Source organism: Streptococcus mitis, from assembly GCF_965111725.1.
Classification (GTDB): domain Bacteria; phylum Bacillota; class Bacilli; order Lactobacillales; family Streptococcaceae; genus Streptococcus; species Streptococcus mitis_DV.
Genome location: NZ_OZ217341.1, coordinates 257,170 through 272,955, shown reverse-complemented (window position 1 = coordinate 272,955; position 15,786 = coordinate 257,170). Strand labels below are relative to the sequence as shown.

The 15,786-nt window shown below is 43.3% G+C and carries 20 protein-coding genes; 2 read left to right on the top strand and 18 right to left on the bottom strand.

All coding sequences use genetic code 11. The annotated features are described in order from the left end of the window. Positions 1-72: 72 nt before the first annotated feature. The 10 genes from ACLV7Q_RS01465 to ACLV7Q_RS01420 all read right to left on the bottom strand — a co-directional run bounded on the left by ACLV7Q_RS01465 (position 73) and on the right by ACLV7Q_RS01420 (position 7,395). Positions 73-897 carry a DNA/RNA non-specific endonuclease gene (locus tag ACLV7Q_RS01465; RefSeq protein ID WP_218757215.1) on the bottom strand — a complete coding sequence of 275 codons (825 nt, stop codon included), beginning with the start codon at positions 895-897 and terminating at the stop codon, positions 73-75. 38 nt (positions 898-935) lie between these two features. Continuing rightward, positions 936-1,130 (bottom strand): DNA-directed RNA polymerase subunit beta, encoded by a 195-nt coding sequence (locus ACLV7Q_RS01460; RefSeq protein WP_050236587.1) that lies wholly within the window; start codon positions 1,128-1,130, stop codon positions 936-938. Further along, positions 1,117-2,400 (bottom strand): UDP-N-acetylglucosamine 1-carboxyvinyltransferase, encoded by a 1,284-nt coding sequence (gene murA / locus ACLV7Q_RS01455; protein WP_218757216.1) that lies wholly within the window; start codon positions 2,398-2,400, stop codon positions 1,117-1,119. Before murA ends, ACLV7Q_RS01460 begins: the two co-directional genes overlap by 14 nt. 23 nt (positions 2,401-2,423) lie before the next feature. Beyond that, positions 2,424-2,654 carry a DUF1146 family protein gene (locus ACLV7Q_RS01450; RefSeq protein ID WP_000250395.1) on the bottom strand — a complete coding sequence of 77 codons (231 nt, stop codon included), beginning with the start codon at positions 2,652-2,654 and terminating at the stop codon, positions 2,424-2,426. A gap of 57 nt (positions 2,655-2,711) precedes the next feature. After that, positions 2,712-3,749, bottom strand: a complete 1,038-nt coding sequence (locus tag ACLV7Q_RS01445; protein WP_218757217.1) for a SepM family pheromone-processing serine protease — start codon at positions 3,747-3,749, stop codon at positions 2,712-2,714. Next, the gene (coaD, locus tag ACLV7Q_RS01440; protein WP_218757218.1) at positions 3,733-4,221 is read right to left on the bottom strand and encodes a pantetheine-phosphate adenylyltransferase; all 489 of its coding nucleotides are present in this window, start codon (positions 4,219-4,221) and stop codon (positions 3,733-3,735) included. The genes ACLV7Q_RS01445 and coaD overlap by 17 nt, the downstream gene beginning before the upstream one ends. Then, entirely contained in the window at positions 4,211-4,750 is a 540-nt protein-coding gene (rsmD, locus tag ACLV7Q_RS01435) for a 16S rRNA (guanine(966)-N(2))-methyltransferase RsmD (protein WP_218757219.1), read from the bottom strand. Before rsmD ends, coaD begins: the two co-directional genes overlap by 11 nt. A 64-nt stretch (positions 4,751-4,814) precedes the next feature. After that, entirely contained in the window at positions 4,815-5,807 is a 993-nt protein-coding gene (asnA, locus tag ACLV7Q_RS01430; protein ID WP_000748003.1) for an aspartate--ammonia ligase, read from the bottom strand. Between the two features lie 109 nt (positions 5,808-5,916). After that, the gene (locus ACLV7Q_RS01425; RefSeq protein WP_001016914.1) at positions 5,917-6,600 is read right to left on the bottom strand and encodes a Bax inhibitor-1/YccA family protein; all 684 of its coding nucleotides are present in this window, start codon (positions 6,598-6,600) and stop codon (positions 5,917-5,919) included. Positions 6,601-6,654: 54 nt separating this feature from the next. Beyond that, positions 6,655-7,395, bottom strand: a complete 741-nt coding sequence (locus tag ACLV7Q_RS01420; protein WP_218757220.1) for a TrmH family RNA methyltransferase — start codon at positions 7,393-7,395, stop codon at positions 6,655-6,657. Between the two features lie 33 nt (positions 7,396-7,428). Between ACLV7Q_RS01420 and ACLV7Q_RS01415 the strand changes: the two genes are divergently transcribed. Continuing rightward, the gene (locus ACLV7Q_RS01415; protein ID WP_001174613.1) at positions 7,429-7,707 is read left to right on the top strand and encodes an acylphosphatase; all 279 of its coding nucleotides are present in this window, start codon (positions 7,429-7,431) and stop codon (positions 7,705-7,707) included. Between the two features lie 77 nt (positions 7,708-7,784). Further along, positions 7,785-8,711, top strand: coding sequence for a membrane protein insertase YidC (gene yidC / locus ACLV7Q_RS01410; protein WP_054388445.1), 927 nt, complete (start codon positions 7,785-7,787; stop codon positions 8,709-8,711). Between the two features lie 35 nt (positions 8,712-8,746). Here the strand turns inward: yidC and ACLV7Q_RS01405 are convergent, their stop codons facing one another. From ACLV7Q_RS01405 to rpe, 8 genes are all read right to left on the bottom strand, one after another. Next, entirely contained in the window at positions 8,747-8,944 is a 198-nt protein-coding gene (locus ACLV7Q_RS01405) for a hypothetical protein (protein WP_225904695.1), read from the bottom strand. 39 nt (positions 8,945-8,983) lie between these two features. Continuing rightward, complete coding sequence (gene pflA, locus ACLV7Q_RS01400; protein WP_001288289.1) at positions 8,984-9,778, bottom strand: pyruvate formate-lyase-activating protein; 795 nt, start codon at positions 9,776-9,778, stop codon at positions 8,984-8,986. Positions 9,779-9,903: 125 nt separating this feature from the next. After that, a complete protein-coding gene (locus ACLV7Q_RS01395; RefSeq protein ID WP_218757221.1) occupies positions 9,904-11,154 on the bottom strand; it encodes a diaminopimelate decarboxylase in 1,251 nt (416 codons plus the stop codon). Between the two features lie 66 nt (positions 11,155-11,220). Further along, the gene (gene purR, locus ACLV7Q_RS01390) at positions 11,221-12,048 is read right to left on the bottom strand and encodes a pur operon repressor (protein WP_023943469.1); all 828 of its coding nucleotides are present in this window, start codon (positions 12,046-12,048) and stop codon (positions 11,221-11,223) included. Between the two features lie 266 nt (positions 12,049-12,314). Next, on the bottom strand, positions 12,315-13,256 hold the full coding sequence (locus tag ACLV7Q_RS01385; protein WP_218757222.1) for a 3'-5' exoribonuclease YhaM family protein: 942 nt from the start codon (positions 13,254-13,256) through the stop codon (positions 12,315-12,317). After that, the gene (gene rmuC / locus ACLV7Q_RS01380) at positions 13,246-14,502 is read right to left on the bottom strand and encodes a DNA recombination protein RmuC (RefSeq protein WP_218757223.1); all 1,257 of its coding nucleotides are present in this window, start codon (positions 14,500-14,502) and stop codon (positions 13,246-13,248) included. Before rmuC ends, ACLV7Q_RS01385 begins: the two co-directional genes overlap by 11 nt. A 1-nt stretch (position 14,503) precedes the next feature. Further along, positions 14,504-15,166 (bottom strand): thiamine diphosphokinase, encoded by a 663-nt coding sequence (locus tag ACLV7Q_RS01375; protein WP_218757224.1) that lies wholly within the window; start codon positions 15,164-15,166, stop codon positions 14,504-14,506. After that, complete coding sequence (gene rpe, locus ACLV7Q_RS01370; protein WP_218757225.1) at positions 15,129-15,785, bottom strand: ribulose-phosphate 3-epimerase; 657 nt, start codon at positions 15,783-15,785, stop codon at positions 15,129-15,131. Before rpe ends, ACLV7Q_RS01375 begins: the two co-directional genes overlap by 38 nt. Between the last annotated feature and the right edge of the window lies 1 nt (position 15,786).

Below are 15,786 nucleotides of genomic sequence, written 5' to 3'. Positions count from 1 at the left end.
TTCTAGTTCTACTTAAATTGTCCAAAAAAGAACTCCTATATCCATAAGTGACATAGGAGTTTATTTTGTATTTTACTGAGTAACAGTGACTTCTCCAGTTCGATAATCCAGTTGAAGTCCCTTTTGAACATTGGGAACTAGGACATTAAATTCCAATTCTCCATCTGAAGACTTGGCTTCAATCTGTGAAGCTGAAGGAACTAAATCCTCGTTCGAAGTGTAGTAAAGGGTTACACGGTAACGGACACGCTTGTTTTTATCCAAGGCCTTACGCACCTTGCTTTCATAGTAGTTTTGACCAGTCGAATCCTCGGCCTGCGCCTGATTTGCCCAGGCTGTCTGAACAGCAATGTTTTTAGGATTGCTTGTCGAGGCATCAAAACCATCCAAGCCACCGATTAAGGCATAGCCTAACAAGTGCCCTCTATCAACGGCATGGGTATAAGAGCCCTTTAGATTCTTAACCTGATGCCAACCTGGAGGAGTCCATGAAGTCGAACCGTTTCCAGTTTCTTCACGATTCTTGTACTGGCGAGTAGCCTTAGACAAGAGGGCATTAGCCACGGTTGGAACAGTTTCCTTGCCCACTGTCTTTGTTTTATTATCAGCGTAGGGCTTACTTGAAACCTTAGCATCTAGATTTGTTTTATTACCATTGACGATAAAAGCACCAGCCCCGTTCCACTCCAGACTCCCTTTTATTTGGCTTTTGACTGCATCTGTTAAGACACTTTCCGCCAATTCTTGACCAGGCGCGTCTGGTGATTGACTTTTCTGACTTATTTTTGTCTTAGCAGCCTGATTGCCTAGTTCATTCTGCTTAATATAATAGCTCCCCGCAGATAAGAGCAATAACACTAGCAAGCCAATCAGTGTCTGTCTTGTTTTTTTGTTCATATTTCTCCTTATCTTTATAAAAAGGCTGGTCTCCCAGCCTAATTTCCTGTAAATTTATGAATCAATTCCTGCCATTTTGCTGGAGACAAGATAGCCCATGGATCTTGACCCTTGCCCAAGATTCCATAGCCGACCATTAAGCCGATTCCTAGGGCTAGAAGCCCTAAAATCAGTACCAAAATAACTAAAAGTAAACGCTTGATTACGTAGCTTGATTTCTTATTCTTCTTCATCACTTGCCTCAATCCGCTGAATCTTAGCACCTAGCTGCTCCAACTTCTCATGGAATCGGTAGTAACCTCTATCCAAGTGAACCAATTTACCGACCACAGTTTCTCCCTGTGCTACCAAACCTGTCAAAATCAAGGCTGCACTGGCACGAAGGTCAGTTGAAAGAACTTCTGCTCCCTGCAAAGCCTGTCCACCAACAATACGAGCTGTATCACGGATAATTTCCGAGTGCAAGCCCATGCGTCGCATTTCTTCTAGGTGTTGGAAACGATTTTCGAAAACTGTCTCCACCATGGTTGATTCGCCTTTTGCGACTGTCATCAAGGCTGTAAATTGAGCCTGCATATCTGTTGAAAATCCTGGATGAGGCAAGGTTTTCACATGGACAGCTTTTAGATTTTCTAGTTGAGAGCGTACTCGAATTCCTTCGTCTTCTTCAATTACTTCAACACCCATTTCAAGTAACTTGGCAATCAAGGGACGGTTGTGCTCCCAAACAGCGTCTTTAATCAAGACATCACCACCAGTCATGGCAGCAGCTACCATAAAGGTTCCTGCTTCGATACGGTCTTGGACTACATTGTGAGTCGTACCATGAAGTTTCTCAACACCAGTAATGGTAATAGTCTCTGTACCAGCACCTTTGACCTTGGCTCCCATTTCATTAAGGAGAATGGCTAGGTCAACAATCTCAGGCTCACGCGCAGCATTTTCAATCACTGTGACCCCATCAGCCAGCGTCGCTGCCATCATCAAGTTCTGAGTAGCACCAACACTTGGGAAATCCATATAGATATGGGCACCATGTAAGCGATCAGCCTTGGCTTCGATATAACCAGCTGTCTGACTAATCTTAGCCCCCATAGCTTCTAGACCTTTCAAATGAAGATCAATAGGGCGACTACCAATCGTACAACCACCTGGCATGGATACCTTGGCATGACCCACACGGGCAAGGATTGGCCCTAATACAACAATGGAGGCGCGCATCTTGCTGACATACTTATAAGGGGCTTCCTCAGTGATGTCGCCAGTAGCATCCACCTCAACAAGATGGGCTTCCTCATCAAAGTCAACCTTGGCATTCAAACCACCAACCACCTGATTCATAATAAAGACATCCGACAAGATCGGTACATTCTGTAAGACTGTCTTTCCTTCACTTGCTAGAATAGTCGCTGCCAACAAGGGCAAGACTGCATTCTTTGCTCCTTCGATGGTTACACTTCCTACCAGACGATTATCGCCACCTTGAACCACAATTTTGTCCATACTCGTTTCCTTTACTCTTGATTTTATAATAATCCTCTAAGCGCTTCTTGCCACAACTGATACAGGCTGATAAAGAAAGAACTCAGGATGTAGCCCATGACAATGCTGAAAAAGGCTACTAGTAAACGAACTTTTCCTGTATTCTCAGTTGTCACTTTTAAAACCTTTTCCCATCTAACAAGATCCTTTAAAAGGTAAAAACTCACATAAATAAAGAGCATGTGACTGCTTAGAGTGAATAATAATTGAACCATTTGACTATTATACCATCTTCTCTGTTTGTGCGCTAGTTTGGAAACTTCCCTTAGAAATTAGGGATTGTTTTTCAAGTAATCAATTGCATCCTGTAGGGTTTTAACTGGCACAATTTTCATATCTGTCTTGATTGTTCTAGCTGCTTCCAGGGCTGTTTGGTAGTTGTTTTTAGCATCCGGATGCGCTTTTTGTTCTTCTTCGCTAACAGGGTTATCCGGGGCAAAGAAAATCGCAGCACCTTCTCTAGCCGAAGCTACAACTTTCTTATCAATACCTCCAATGTCCCCCACATTGCCATCGCGGTCAATAGTTCCTGTACCGGCAACGATACGACCATTACGAAGACCAGGGTCAGCTATTTGGGTATAGATAGCTAAACTAAACATAAGACCTGCACTTGGACCGCCGATACCAGCTGTTGAAAAACTAATTGGGACATTGCTGATTACCTCTGTACGATCAATCAAGCCGATTCCAATCCCATTTTTTCCATTTTCCAAGCTGATAATCTTTCCTTCTGCAGACTTGGTTTGCCCATCCTCTTCATAGGTGACCTTGACGGAGTCCCCTAATTTTTGAGAACTGACGTAATCAATCAAGTCTTTGGAACTATCAAAGGTCTGATCATTGACTGCTGTGACCGTATCAGAGATATTGAGAATCCCTTTAAAGGTTGAATTATCCGTCACATTCAAGACATAAACCCCAAAGTACTTGAGTTCGATATCCTTACCAGCTGTTTTTAGACCTTGATACTTGGCCATATTTTGCGATGTTTGCATGTAGAATTGATTGATCCGCATAAATTCTACATCGGAAGTTCCACCTGTGGTCTCCTGGACACTACGAATATCTGTAAAAGGCGTCAACCAAGCATAAACCATATGAGCTAATGTGGCATGCTGGACACCAACCGTAACAAAGTGATAGGCACCAGCTTCCTTATCTTCTGTGTCATTGACTTTAAGGACTTGGCGAATATCTTCCGAACCACCTGGAACCTCTATATAGTAGGGCAAGGGCACTACAAATGCCAAGAAAGTCACAATCAAGGCCGCAATGACATATAAGGGCCATCTAATCTTTTTTTTCATTTCTTATTTCCTCCAAAATACTCTCAGGAACATAGCAGGCAATATCCTGACCAAACTTCAAAAGCTCTCTAACGCCTGATGAACTGATATAGAGATGTTCAGGTCGGCTATGTAAATAAATGGTCTCTATATCAGGAGACAGTTGATGGTTGTAGTAATCAAAACTGGCTTCATATTGCAAATCCGACGCATTTCTCAAACCACGCACTAGACAAGTAGCCCCCTGTCTTTTTGCTACATCAACCACCAATTCATCATGAGAAGACACGACTTCAACATTTTCCAAATGCTTCAAAGCCTTTTCTAGTCCCCGTTTACGATTTTCAAGAGGGAGAAATCCTTGTTTGTGGGGATTAAAAAAAATACCGACATAGAGCTTATCAAAGAGTTTGCTAGCCCGTTCAATGATATCCAGATGCCCATTTGTCATCGGATCAAATGAGCCTGTGAATAAGCCAATCTTATCTGACATAGACTGTCACCTTACTAATTCCATAAATCTTTTCCTTCCAGATACCAAGACAGGCAATTTCTTCTGGAAGTTCAACGGCTTTATCCGTCTCACACACGACCATGACATCTTCAGAAAAAAGCGCTCTCTCAGCCATTTTTTCAATATCTGCTACGATTTGTTCCTTGGCATAAGGAGGGTCTAAGAAAATGAGGTCAAATTCCCCAGATACCTGTTCCAATGCCCTTTCTGCGTCCATCTTGAGGAGTTGAAATTTCCCAACTTCCTTGGTCATCTGAATATTTTCAGCCACGATAGCCTGAGCCTTACGGTCTCGCTCCACCAAAACAGCGCTGGACATGCCACGCGATACTGCCTCGATAGATAAACCACCACTACCTGCATACAGGTCCAAGACTCGTCCACCTTCAAAGTAGGGACCAATCATGTTAAAAATAGCTCCCCTAACCTTATCCGAAGTTGGTCTTGTCGTCTTTCCTTCTAGTGTCTTGAGGGGACGTCCCCCATAGATTCCTGATACGATTTTCATATCGTTTATTATACCAAATTATGGGCGAAAAGAGAAAGAAAACCGAACCTTACGGTTCGATTCTCTATAAAATATTTTCGTAAGTATCGCGGACTTCTTGAGGCCAAACACTTGTTTGCACTTCTCCGATATGTTTCTTGCGAAGTAGGAACATGGCCATACGAGATTGTCCAATTCCTCCACCGATTGTCAATGGGAATAGACCATTCAACAAAGCCTTGTGCCATTCCAATTCCAAGCGGTCTTCATCACCTGTAATGGCAACCTGACGACGAAGCGTTTCTTCATCTACACGGATTCCCATAGAAGATAGCTCAAAGGCTCCACCTAAAGACTCATTCCAGACAAGAATATCGCCATTCAGACCCTTGTAGCCATTCTCAGACTCGCTTGTCCAGTCATCATAGTCTGGTGCACGTCCATCGTGCGGTTTACCGTCTGGTAATTCCCCACCGATACCAATCAAGAAAACAGCACCAAATTCTTTACAGATAGCATTTTCACGTTCTTTCGGTGTCAAGTCTGGGTAGCGTTCTACCAACTCTTCTGTATGGATAAAAGTGATTTGTTTTGGCAAGATTGATTCGATGTCATAGCGAGCTTCAACAGCTAGTTCAGTAAGGCGAATAGCCTTGTAAATCTTCTCAACTGTTTCTTTTAGATAAGCGATGTTACGCTTACCATTTGGGATAACCTTCTCCCAGTCCCACTGGTCAACATAAACAGAGTGGGTCGCATCCAGCGAATCTTCGTCTGGACGAAGGGCCTTCATGTGGACGAAAAGACCCTCACCTTCACCGAAACCAAAACGAGCCAAGGTATGGCGTTTCCATTTAGCAAGGGAGTGCACCACTTCATAAGTAGCATCAGGGATTTGGAGAACCTTGACCGATACGGCGTTCTCCACACCTGATAAGTTGTCCTGCATCCCGTCGCCGACCCTGCTCAAGATAGGACCTTGAACTTCGACAACTTCTAACTTATCTTTCAAATACTGGGTAAAAGTGTTTTTGACAAAGGAAATTTCTTCTTGTTGGTGGATGAAACTTTTCTTCATAGGCTACTCCTCAAAAATTTAATAAACGTATTATACACCTATTTCCAAGAAAAGAAAAGAGAAAATATAAAAAATCAGTGCTCCTTGGAACACTGATGTCATGGACCTTCTAGTCATTGCGACCGAAGATACGTAGAATACTTAGGAAAAGATTGATAAAATCAAGATAGATGCTGAGAGCCATTGACACAACCCAACCTGTCGCTACACGACCTTGTGATTGTTCATAGGCAAGGCGAATCTTTTGGTTATCCCAAGCAATCAACCCTGAGAAAACCAAAACCATGGCCACGCTAATCATATAATCAAAGAAGCCACTAGCCAAGAAAATATTGACTACCATAGCAATCAGTAAACCGATGAGAGCTGCCATCATCGCTCGACCAAGCCCACTCAAATCTTTCTTGGTAAAGATACCAACTGCCGCCATGACAAAGAAGAGAAGGGCGCTTGATACAAAGGCAGATAAAACTGTACCCGGAGTATAGAAAGCCACCACAAAACTGAGGGTAAAGCCGTTTAAAACGGAGTAAAGTAAAAATACTGGAAGAGCCGCTGGACTATTCCTTGAAGCCATACTACTGGCAACGAAAACCAAGGCCAACTCCGCAAAAGTAGCAATGGTCAACCAGAGACGCCCCTGCATCAAAAAGTAAACCAACTGAGACTGAAAGACCGTCAACATAAGACCTGATACCAAAGCAGATAGTCCGATTCCCAGACCAACAAAGGCATAAACCTTAGCGTAAAATTGATTGAGACCTGCACGGTCGTGAATAATAGTGTGATTCATCTTTTCTCCTTTTCTATGAACATCTTTCCTTGATTATAACAAAAAAAGTTAAAATTAGCTTAAATGGAAGATTAAAATACCGGCTGCAACCGCAACATTCAAACTCTCGGCCTGCCCCTTCATGCTAATATGGATCAACTGGTCTGCACTTTCAGCCATGAGGGGACTAATTCCTTGCCCCTCATTTCCCATGACTAGTACAAAATTTTCTATAGGAGGCAGTTCTCTGTAATCAACAGAATCTTTAGATAGGGTTGTTGCCAGCACTGGGATAGCTGCCTTTTTAGTTTCGTCAAGAAGCGCTTGACTTGACATCCGGTAAATAGGCAGATGAAAATGACTGCCTTGCATGGAACGTAAGGTCTTGAGACTGTAGATGTCTGCCGATTTATCTGAAACAATTACTCCAGTAAAACCTGCTGCATCCGCAGTCCGAATGATAGTTCCCACATTACCAGGATCTTGCACATCTTCCAAAAACAAGAACTTGCCCTGACTAAAGTCAGCTTGCCCTACTTCTTCTTTTTGAACCACAGCAACAATTCCCTGTGGAGTCTGAGAATCCGCCAAATCTAGTAAAATATCCTCTGAAACCCAGACAGTTTGCGGAAACGAGGCTAACTGATCTCGGTAATTTTCTAAGGCAAAGATTTTCTCAATCGTCACTCCAGCTTGGACAGCTTCTTCAAACAAGTGCCAGCCTTCAATCAAGTAGGCTGTCTTGCGGTATTTTTTTTGGTGTAATTTCTTGGTATTTTTTACCACAGAATTGGCTTTTGAGGTTATAATAGTCATAGAAATATTATAACACAATCAAAGGGGTTTGGTATGCAAAAGGTTAGAATGATTGCTCAAGGTAGGGTGCAGGGAGTCGGCTTTCGTTGGGGTGTTTATAGCCTGGCACTTGAAATTGGTGGCATCACAGGTCGAGTATGGAATAACGACGATGGAACAGTGGAAATTTTAGCCCAAGCAGACTCATCTGCTATCATGGCAAAATTTATCCAAGAAATCCGCAAAGGACCAACACCTTTTTCAAAAGTCAGCTACTTAGATGTCAAACTGAGCAACTTTCCTCCCTACTCTGACTTTAAAATCGCAAATTAGGTCTCCAGAACTATTGTATATTTTGTAAAAAAACAGTAGAATAGAAAGGTATAATTTTTAAAGAAGGAATAAAAACAGTGAAATCTATTAAACGTTTTGCACTCTCAGCTATGGGAGTGGCTATGTTGCTTGTCTTGACTGGCTGTGTCAATGTCGATAAAACCACAGGCCAGCCAACAGGAGTCATTTGGAATACTTTCGGAGCGCCTATGGCTGAAGCTATCAAGTACTTCGCCAATGATAAAGGTCTAGGCTTTGGTGTCGCTATCATTATCGTAACCATTATCGTGCGCTTGATTATCTTGCCACTTGGTATCTACCAATCATGGAAGGCAACGCTTCACTCTGAAAAGATGAACGCCCTCAAGCACGTCCTTGAGCCACACCAAACGCGTCTCAAGGAAGCAACTACTCAAGAAGAAAAACTCGAAGCCCAACAAGCTCTCTTTGCTGCTCAAAAAGAGCATGGCATCAGTATGTTTGGTGGTGTAGGATGTTTCCCTCTCCTCCTTCAAATGCCTTTCTTCTCTGCCATCTACTTTACTGCCCAACATACTGAAGGTGTTGCTCAAGCAAGCTACCTAGGCATCCCTCTAGGCTCTCCAAGTATGATTTTGGCTGCCTGCGCTGGTGTCCTTTACTATCTTCAATCACTCCTTTCACTTCACGGAGTAGAAGATGAAACGCAAAGAGATCAAATCAAAAAAATGGCTTACGTGAGCCCAGTCATGATTGCCGGCTTCTCCCTCATCTCACCAGCTAGTGTCACACTTTATTGGGTTGTCGGTGGTTTCATGATGATTCTCCAACAGTTTATCGTCAACTATATCGTTCGTCCAAAACTTCGCAAAAAAGTCCGTGAAGAACTAGCCAAGAACCCACCAAAAGCAAGTGCTTTCTCTACACCAAGTGGACGAAAAGACGTTACTCCTGAACAACCAACTGCTATCACAAGCAAGAAAAAACACAAAAATCGCAACGCTGGAAAACAACGTTCGAGATAAGAAGAAAAAGGCTTAGCTAGTTTGCTAAGTCTTTTTTACAAGTCATACTCTTCGAAAATCTCTTCAAACCACGTCAGCTTCGCCTTGCCGTAGGTATGGTTACTGACTTCGTCAGTTCTATTCACAACCTCAAAACAGTGTTTTGAGCTAACTTCGTCAGTTCTATCTACAACCTCAAAGCAGTGCTTTGAGCAACCTGCGGCTAGCTTCCTAGTTTGCTCTTTGATTTTCATTGAGTATCAAAAGCCCGATGTTCCCATCAGGCTTCTTTTTTATCCATGTACACGTTTCATATAGTCTTGATAACTTTCGGTATCCATGAGTTGTTTAGCGTTCTTAACGCGATCTGCTGTTGGTGGTTTGACCCCTTCGAGTGAATAAGGAATTCCCAATTCACGCCATTTGAACTCACCCATGGTATGATAAGGTAGAATTTCAAACTTATCAACATTTTTGAGGGTCTTGACGAACTTCCCAAGTTCAATCAAGTCATCATCTCTGTCTGTCAATCCTGGAACTAGCACGTGGCGAATCCAGACAGGTTTTCCAATATCTGATAGATACTGGGCACAGGCCAAGATATTCTTATTGGTTTGGCTAGTAACAATCTTGTGCTGTTCTTCGTTGATTTCCTTGATATCCAAAAGAACCAAGTCAGTGACAGCCATGAGCTTGTCAAACTTTTCAAGGTAACGTGGTTTATTACGGAAAGGAAGGGCACAGGTATCCAAGGTACAGTGGATTCCTTGTTCCTTGGCCTTGGTAAAGAGGGCAATCAAGAAATCAATCTGCAAGAGGGCTTCTCCTCCACTGACTGTAATCCCACCCTTATTTCCCCAGAAACCGCGGTAGCGCAAGGCCTCTGTCAAGACATCATCTACCGTCCGTTCACGTGACTTATTGGACTCCATAGCCCAAGTGTCCGGGTTGTGGCAATACTGGCAACGCATGTGACAGCCCTGCAAAAAGACAATAAAGCGAATACCAGGCCCATCTACTGACCCAAAGCTTTCTGTCGAATGCACCATTCCTGTCACTTGTCCATAATCAATTGTTTCTTCAGACATATCGTTACCTTCCTTGAAAACGTTTTATAGTTTTATTATATCACGACTTGAAGGAAAAACAAGATTTTTGCCTATTTTTTAGAAAGCAATCTGTTTTTCAATTTCATTTTCAATGACTTATCATTTTATTCTTCAAAATCAAAGCCATACAAGGTTGCAAAGTAGTCCTCAGGGCACTCTGCACGGCGGATTTGACGGGCTTTGCCTTCTTCGGTATAGAGGATTTCCGCAGAACGAAGTTTGGCGTTGTACTGGTAGCCCATTGAAAAACCGTGGGCACCTGTATCATGAATGACCAGCAAATCACCGATTTCTGTATGAGGCAGTTCGCGATTGACTGCAAATTTATCATTGTTTTCACAGAGTGAACCAACCACATCTACCACTTCAGCTGGTCCATCTGGATGGGTCACGTTAGTAATATGATGGTAAGCTCCGTACATAGCTGGACGCATGAGGTTGACTGCTGATGCATCCACACCTAGATAGGTACGGTAGGTTTTCTTCTTATGAGTGACTCTTGTGACCAAAGTACCGTGAGGTGCCAACATAAAACGACCCAATTCGGTAAAAATCTTGACCTGACCAAGACCTGCTGGCGTAAGGACCTCTTCATAAACCTTACGAACCCCCTCACCAATCAAGGCAATATCATTTGGCTCCTGCTCAGGACGATAGTTGACTCCAATACCGCCAGAAAGATTGATAAAGTCTAGTGAAATACCCAACTTTTCCTTGATTTCAACAGCCAATTCAAAAAGCTGACGCGCCAACTCTGGATAATAGAGATGGGTGACGGTATTGGATGCTAGAAAGGAGTGAATCCCAAAAGTCTTAGCTCCTTTTTGCTTCAAGATAGCAAAAGCTTCAAAGAGCTGGTCCTTGGTCATGCCAAACTTGGCTTCTCCAGGATTGTCCATGATGTCTGTCCCCAGTTCAAAAACGCCTCCAGGATTGTAACGACATGAGATGATTTCTGGAATGCCTGCTGCTCTCTCCAGATGTTCAATATCTTCAAAGGCATCCAAGTTAATGGTAGCACCCAATTCACGTGCATAGGCGTATTCCTTGTCTGGCGTGTTGTTTGAAGAGAACATAATCTCAGAACCAGGGAAATCTAGTTTATGGCTCATCAAAAGCTCCACATAACTAGAGCAGTCCACACCGCACCCTTCCTCTTGAAGAATTTTCAAGATAGCTGGGGTTGGAGTAGCCTTTACTGCAAAATATTCCTTAAAGCCCTTGTTCCACGAAAAGGCTTGGTTGACAGCCCTTGCCTTCTCACGAATCCCCTTCTCATCATACAAGTGAAAGGGAGTCGGGAACTCGGCAATAATCTCTTCTAAGTCTTCTTTATTGATAAATGGTGTTTTCATAAGCTTCCTTCTATTCTATTTGCAAAGAAAGGCTGGGACAATCGTTCCAACCTTTAGTTCTATCTCTTATTTATCTTCGTCAAAGATATTACCAACCTCAACATCGATGGCTTGGTTCTTGACATCAATATTGGTTACCTTCAAGAGTGACTTGTAGTCAAACTGCTTTTCACGTTCTTCTTGGGCATTGTCCGCAAAGACGGCTACACCTGCTAATTCTGAATCAAACTCACGCAAGAGACTAATCATCCCGTTGACCGTTCCGCCACCTTTCAAGAAGTCATCCACAATCAAGACACGGCTACCTGCCTTGAGACTACGTTTTGAAAGGAACATTTTCTCAATGCGGTCACCACTTGAACCTGAAACATAGTTGACGCTGACTGTTGAACCTTCGGTAATTTTCAAGTCACGGCGCACAATAACAAAAGGAACATTGAGGACATTGGCAACTGCATTTGCAAGTGGAACACCCTTAGTCGCTACTGTCATAACCGCGTCAATTTTTTGGTCCATAAAGCTCTTGGCAATAATGCGACCAATATTTTTCAAGATAGCTGGTGTACTAAGCAAATCAGACAGGTAGATATAACCACCTGGCAAGATACGGTCACTTTCTGACAACTTGGCACGCAAGTCTTCAACCATTTCCTTAGCATCCTGACTCGAAATAGACGGTGTAAAGATAACACCTCCGCCAGCCCCAGTTACAGTCTGGATGTGACCAATTTCGATTTCCTCAAAGGCGCGTTTGATAATCACGATATCCTCTGAGATGGATGATTTAGCAGATTCATACTTTTCAGCAAAAGTATTGAGACTAGTTAGTTTATAAGGATTATTAATCAAATAGTTGGAAATGACAACCATCCGATCACTTCTTCTTAATTTCATTTCTATTTCCTATTCCATTTTTATTCAAAAAATCAAAAAGCAAACTAGAAAGCTGGTCGCTGGTGATTCAAAACACTGTTTTGAGATTGTCGATAGAACTGACAAATCCTGTAATATACCTGCATATATACATACGACAAGGCGATACTACCCTAGTTTGAAGAGATTTTCGAAGAGTATTCATTTTTGTCTTTTACTTATTATACCATATTTACATAAAAAAACGAACATTCTTATCCTAAAAAATGCTCATTTTTCTTAAATTGTTAATCTAAATCTGGTTTATAGAAGGAACGATTATCCATAGCGAAGATTTTATTGGTCATCTCTCCCTTATCCACCAAAGCCAGAGCTGTTGACATCATCATCATGCTTGCATCCAGATTGTCAATCATATGGATAATCTCTGCTTCCATAATGCGTGGACGGACTGGGCTTCCATACTCAAGTAAGCCGTGGTGACTGAGGATGACGTGACGAAGCAGAACGACTTCTTCCTTGGTATCATCAATGCCGAGTTCCATAACTGTCTTGGTAATTTCGCTATCAATCAGAGCGATATGTCCAAGAAGATTACCTCGCACCGTGTACTCGGTCTGGTCTGGTCCCGTCAACTCGATGACCTTAGCCAAGTCATGCAGCATAATCCCTGCATAAAGCAGGCTCTTATTGAGCTGAGGATAGATTTCGCTAATGGCATTTGCCAAGCGCACCATGGTTGCCGTATGATAGGCCAAGCCCGTTTCAAAGGCATGATGGTTTGTCTTGGCAGCTGGATAAGAGTAGAATTCCTTATCATACTTGGTGTAGAGCTTTCGGACAATCCGTTGCCAAACAGGATTTTCAATTTTGAAAATCATTTGCGACATATAGTCACGAATTTCCTTGACATCAACTGGCGACTTGACCTTGAAATCAGCCGGATCATTGGGTTCACCAGGTTGAGGCAGGCGGAGAGTAATTTGATTGACTTGAGGGGTATTGTTATAAACTTCTCGGCGTCCTTTCATGTGGACAACCTTACCTGCGGTAAAGGCCTCAATGTTATGAGGTTGGGCATCCCAGAGTTTTCCTTCAATCTCGCCACTATCATCTTGGAAGGTAAAGGCTAGGTAGTTTTTCCCAGCTCGAGTTTGCCTCAGGTCAGCTGATTTGATTAGGTAAAAGCCTTCAAACAGCTCATCTTTTTTCATGTGACTAATCTTCATATTCTTCCTCATCTTCTTGGAAATGGAGTAGATCAAGCGCAGGCTCACCTTCTGATAACTCAATGTGACGGAGCGTCCGCTCGATAGCTGTGGTACGACGGTTTAATAGTTCATCAATATTGCCAGAGGCGTGTTGGAGGTGTTTCTGTGCCTTGACCAAGATCCCCCCAAACTTGCCAAACTCAGTCTTGACGCTGGCAAGGGTCTTGCTGATATGGTCGGCACTCTTTTGGATATTGAGGGTTTTGAAACCAACTGATAGGGAATTGAGAAGGGCTGATAGGGTACTTGGACCTGCGACAATAATCTGCTCCTCCCGTCTCAAATCATCAAAGAAGACCGGATTGCGGACAATTTCTGAGTAGAGTCCTTCTGTCGGAACAAACAAAACTCCAAAATTGGTCGTCCGAGGCGGTGCTATGTACTTGCTCTTAATATCCTTGGCAAAGCGTTTGACGCTGGCTAGAAGCGACTTACGACAGCGTTCGATCTCGTCCTTGTCACCCGCTTCATAGGCTTCTTCTAAGCGGTAATAATCTGCCAGTGGAAACTTAGAGTCAATTGGTAGGTAGACGTATTCCAGGTCACCCTGTCCAGGCAACTTGATGGCATACTCCACTCGTTCACTAGAGTTTTCAACCGTTGCGTATTCTCGTTCATACTGGGCAGGGGTCATGATGTCCTCAATGATTTGCCCCAGTTGCAATTCTCCCAGAATTCCTCGCGTTTTGGTTCCAGAGAGAACCTTGTTGAGGGCTCCGACATCGCGGGCAACTGTCTGCATTTCTCCAAGGCCACGATTGACAGACTCCAATTGCTTGGAAACTGTCTCAAAGGAGGCCTGCAAGCGCGTCTGCAAGGTCTTTTCTAGTTTTTCCTCGACTGTTTGGCGCATTTGTTCCAAACGTTGCTCATTTGATTCCTGCAGGGCTTGGAGACGTTGGTCGGTCTTGTCTCTGGTTTGGAGGAGATTATCTGTCATTTCTTGACGGACTTGCGTCAGACCTTGGTGCAATTCCATTCGAACTTCTTGCAAACGGTCGCTGACAGCCACTTCCAAATCTTTTTGATCTAACTGACTGGCTTGTCTGGCTTGTTCAAAGCGGTAATCCAACTGGTCTGACAAGTGATCTGCCTGATCCTCCAAAATCTTGGTCAGATGTTTTTCCTGCTTATCCTGTCTTTGCCAAATCAGAAAAAGTCCAGCTAGGTTGGCAATCAATAATAGAACAAGTAAACTTTCCATCCTACCTCCTGTCCTTGCTATGCAGCACGACCACATAGCCATCTGGGCAAGTCACCGACACTTCCCTATCTATATATTCGTTAGAAGCGTACACTTTTTTAAAGAAAAAATTTTCCTCTGTCAACTCATACTTGGCTCCAAGAATGGTCAGCTGGCTATCCCGAACCGGCATAAAAGCTAGATAGTCGTAGTCTGAACGGGGTTCAAGCTGACTGGTCCCTTCTGGACAATAGGCAATCAAATTTTGCCCATCCTCAATCGCTATCTGGCGCATATAAGGTGCCAACCTGGGATTGCTAGGCAGAAAGACATTGGCCAGCATATGATCAATACGACCACCCAAAGCACCGAAAATAGTAACCTCAGCCTGAGGATTTTGTTCAAAGATAGTCAAGAGAGCCAATTCCAAATCAGTATCATCTTTTTCTGGTCGGGCTTGAACAAAATGCTGGGCACGTTTTTGAATCACCTCTCGCTCTTCTTCGGTCACAGAATCAAAATCCCCAACCGCTAGAGCAAGAGAAAGTTTTTCCTCTAAAACCCAGAGCGAGCCTCGATCCACACCGACAAAAGCATCAAAATCTGTCCGATAATGTCCGCGGTCTCCGCCTGCAAAAACTGCAACCCTAGTCCAGTTGTTTTCTGAGAGTTTGTACTCGCTCATTGACTTCTCCCTTAAAGACATAGGAACCTGCTACAAAAACGGTCGCACCAGCTTCTTTGGCTCGGGCAATAGTTTGATCATCAATCCCGCCATCCACTTCGATTTCAAATTTCAAACCTTTTTCCTCACGAAAGGCAACCAACTCACGGACCTTATCCATGGTTTCTGGTAGAAAGGCTTGCCCACCAAATCCAGGGTTAACTGTCATGACTAGGACTTGGTCAACTAGATGAAGCACATACTTAATCGCTTCAACTGGTGTACCAGGATTGATAACAACTGAAGGCTTAACTCCGAGTGAACGAATTTTTTGGAGGGCACCATGAATATGGGGCGTTGCTTCCACATGGATGCTGATGATATCCGCACCTGCACGCGCAAAGTCTTCTAAATGATGCTCTGGATTAGCTACCATCAAGTGGCAGTCAAAGACCATCTTGCTATGAGGGCGAAGAGCTTCGACCACACCCGCACCAAAACTGATTTGTGGTACAAAATGACCATCCATAATATCGATATGGGCATACTCTGCCCCAGTTGCTTCTAGGCGTTTAATTTCACGTTCAAAGTTGGCATAATCTGCCGCCAGAATTGACGGAGCAATCTTGTATTGAGACATA

Excerpts from the sequence above, each read along its gene's own strand:
- ACLV7Q_RS01395 (WP_218757221.1), bottom strand. The coding sequence starts at position 11,154 with ATGAAAACACCATTTATCAATAAAGAAGACTTAGAAGAGATTATTGCC.
- rmuC (WP_218757223.1), bottom strand. The coding sequence starts at position 14,502 with ATGGAAAGTTTACTTGTTCTATTATTGATTGCCAACCTAGCTGGACTT.
- ACLV7Q_RS01460 (WP_050236587.1), bottom strand. The coding sequence starts at position 1,130 with ATGAAGAAGAATAAGAAATCAAGCTACGTAATCAAGCGTTTACTTTTA.
- ACLV7Q_RS01420 (WP_218757220.1), bottom strand. The coding sequence starts at position 7,395 with ATGACTATTATAACCTCAAAAGCCAATTCTGTGGTAAAAAATACCAAG.
- ACLV7Q_RS01450 (WP_000250395.1), bottom strand. The coding sequence starts at position 2,654 with ATGGTTCAATTATTATTCACTCTAAGCAGTCACATGCTCTTTATTTAT.
- ACLV7Q_RS01425 (WP_001016914.1), bottom strand. The coding sequence starts at position 6,600 with ATGAATCACACTATTATTCACGACCGTGCAGGTCTCAATCAATTTTAC.
- pflA (WP_001288289.1), bottom strand. The coding sequence starts at position 9,778 with ATGTCTGAAGAAACAATTGATTATGGACAAGTGACAGGAATGGTGCAT.
- coaD (WP_218757218.1), bottom strand. The coding sequence starts at position 4,221 with ATGTCAGATAAGATTGGCTTATTCACAGGCTCATTTGATCCGATGACA.
- ACLV7Q_RS01415 (WP_001174613.1), top strand. The coding sequence starts at position 7,429 with ATGCAAAAGGTTAGAATGATTGCTCAAGGTAGGGTGCAGGGAGTCGGC.
- ACLV7Q_RS01375 (WP_218757224.1), bottom strand. The coding sequence starts at position 15,166 with ATGAGCGAGTACAAACTCTCAGAAAACAACTGGACTAGGGTTGCAGTT.
- ACLV7Q_RS01405 (WP_225904695.1), bottom strand. The coding sequence starts at position 8,944 with ATGAAAATCAAAGAGCAAACTAGGAAGCTAGCCGCAGGTTGCTCAAAG.
- murA (WP_218757216.1), bottom strand. The coding sequence starts at position 2,400 with ATGGACAAAATTGTGGTTCAAGGTGGCGATAATCGTCTGGTAGGAAGT.
- ACLV7Q_RS01465 (WP_218757215.1), bottom strand. The coding sequence starts at position 897 with ATGAACAAAAAAACAAGACAGACACTGATTGGCTTGCTAGTGTTATTG.
- rpe (WP_218757225.1), bottom strand. The coding sequence starts at position 15,785 with ATGTCTCAATACAAGATTGCTCCGTCAATTCTGGCGGCAGATTATGCC.
- asnA (WP_000748003.1), bottom strand. The coding sequence starts at position 5,807 with ATGAAGAAAAGTTTCATCCACCAACAAGAAGAAATTTCCTTTGTCAAA.
- ACLV7Q_RS01445 (WP_218757217.1), bottom strand. The coding sequence starts at position 3,749 with ATGAAAAAAAAGATTAGATGGCCCTTATATGTCATTGCGGCCTTGATT.
- ACLV7Q_RS01385 (WP_218757222.1), bottom strand. The coding sequence starts at position 13,256 with ATGAAGATTAGTCACATGAAAAAAGATGAGCTGTTTGAAGGCTTTTAC.
- rsmD (WP_218757219.1), bottom strand. The coding sequence starts at position 4,750 with ATGAAAATCGTATCAGGAATCTATGGGGGACGTCCCCTCAAGACACTA.
- purR (WP_023943469.1), bottom strand. The coding sequence starts at position 12,048 with ATGAAATTAAGAAGAAGTGATCGGATGGTTGTCATTTCCAACTATTTG.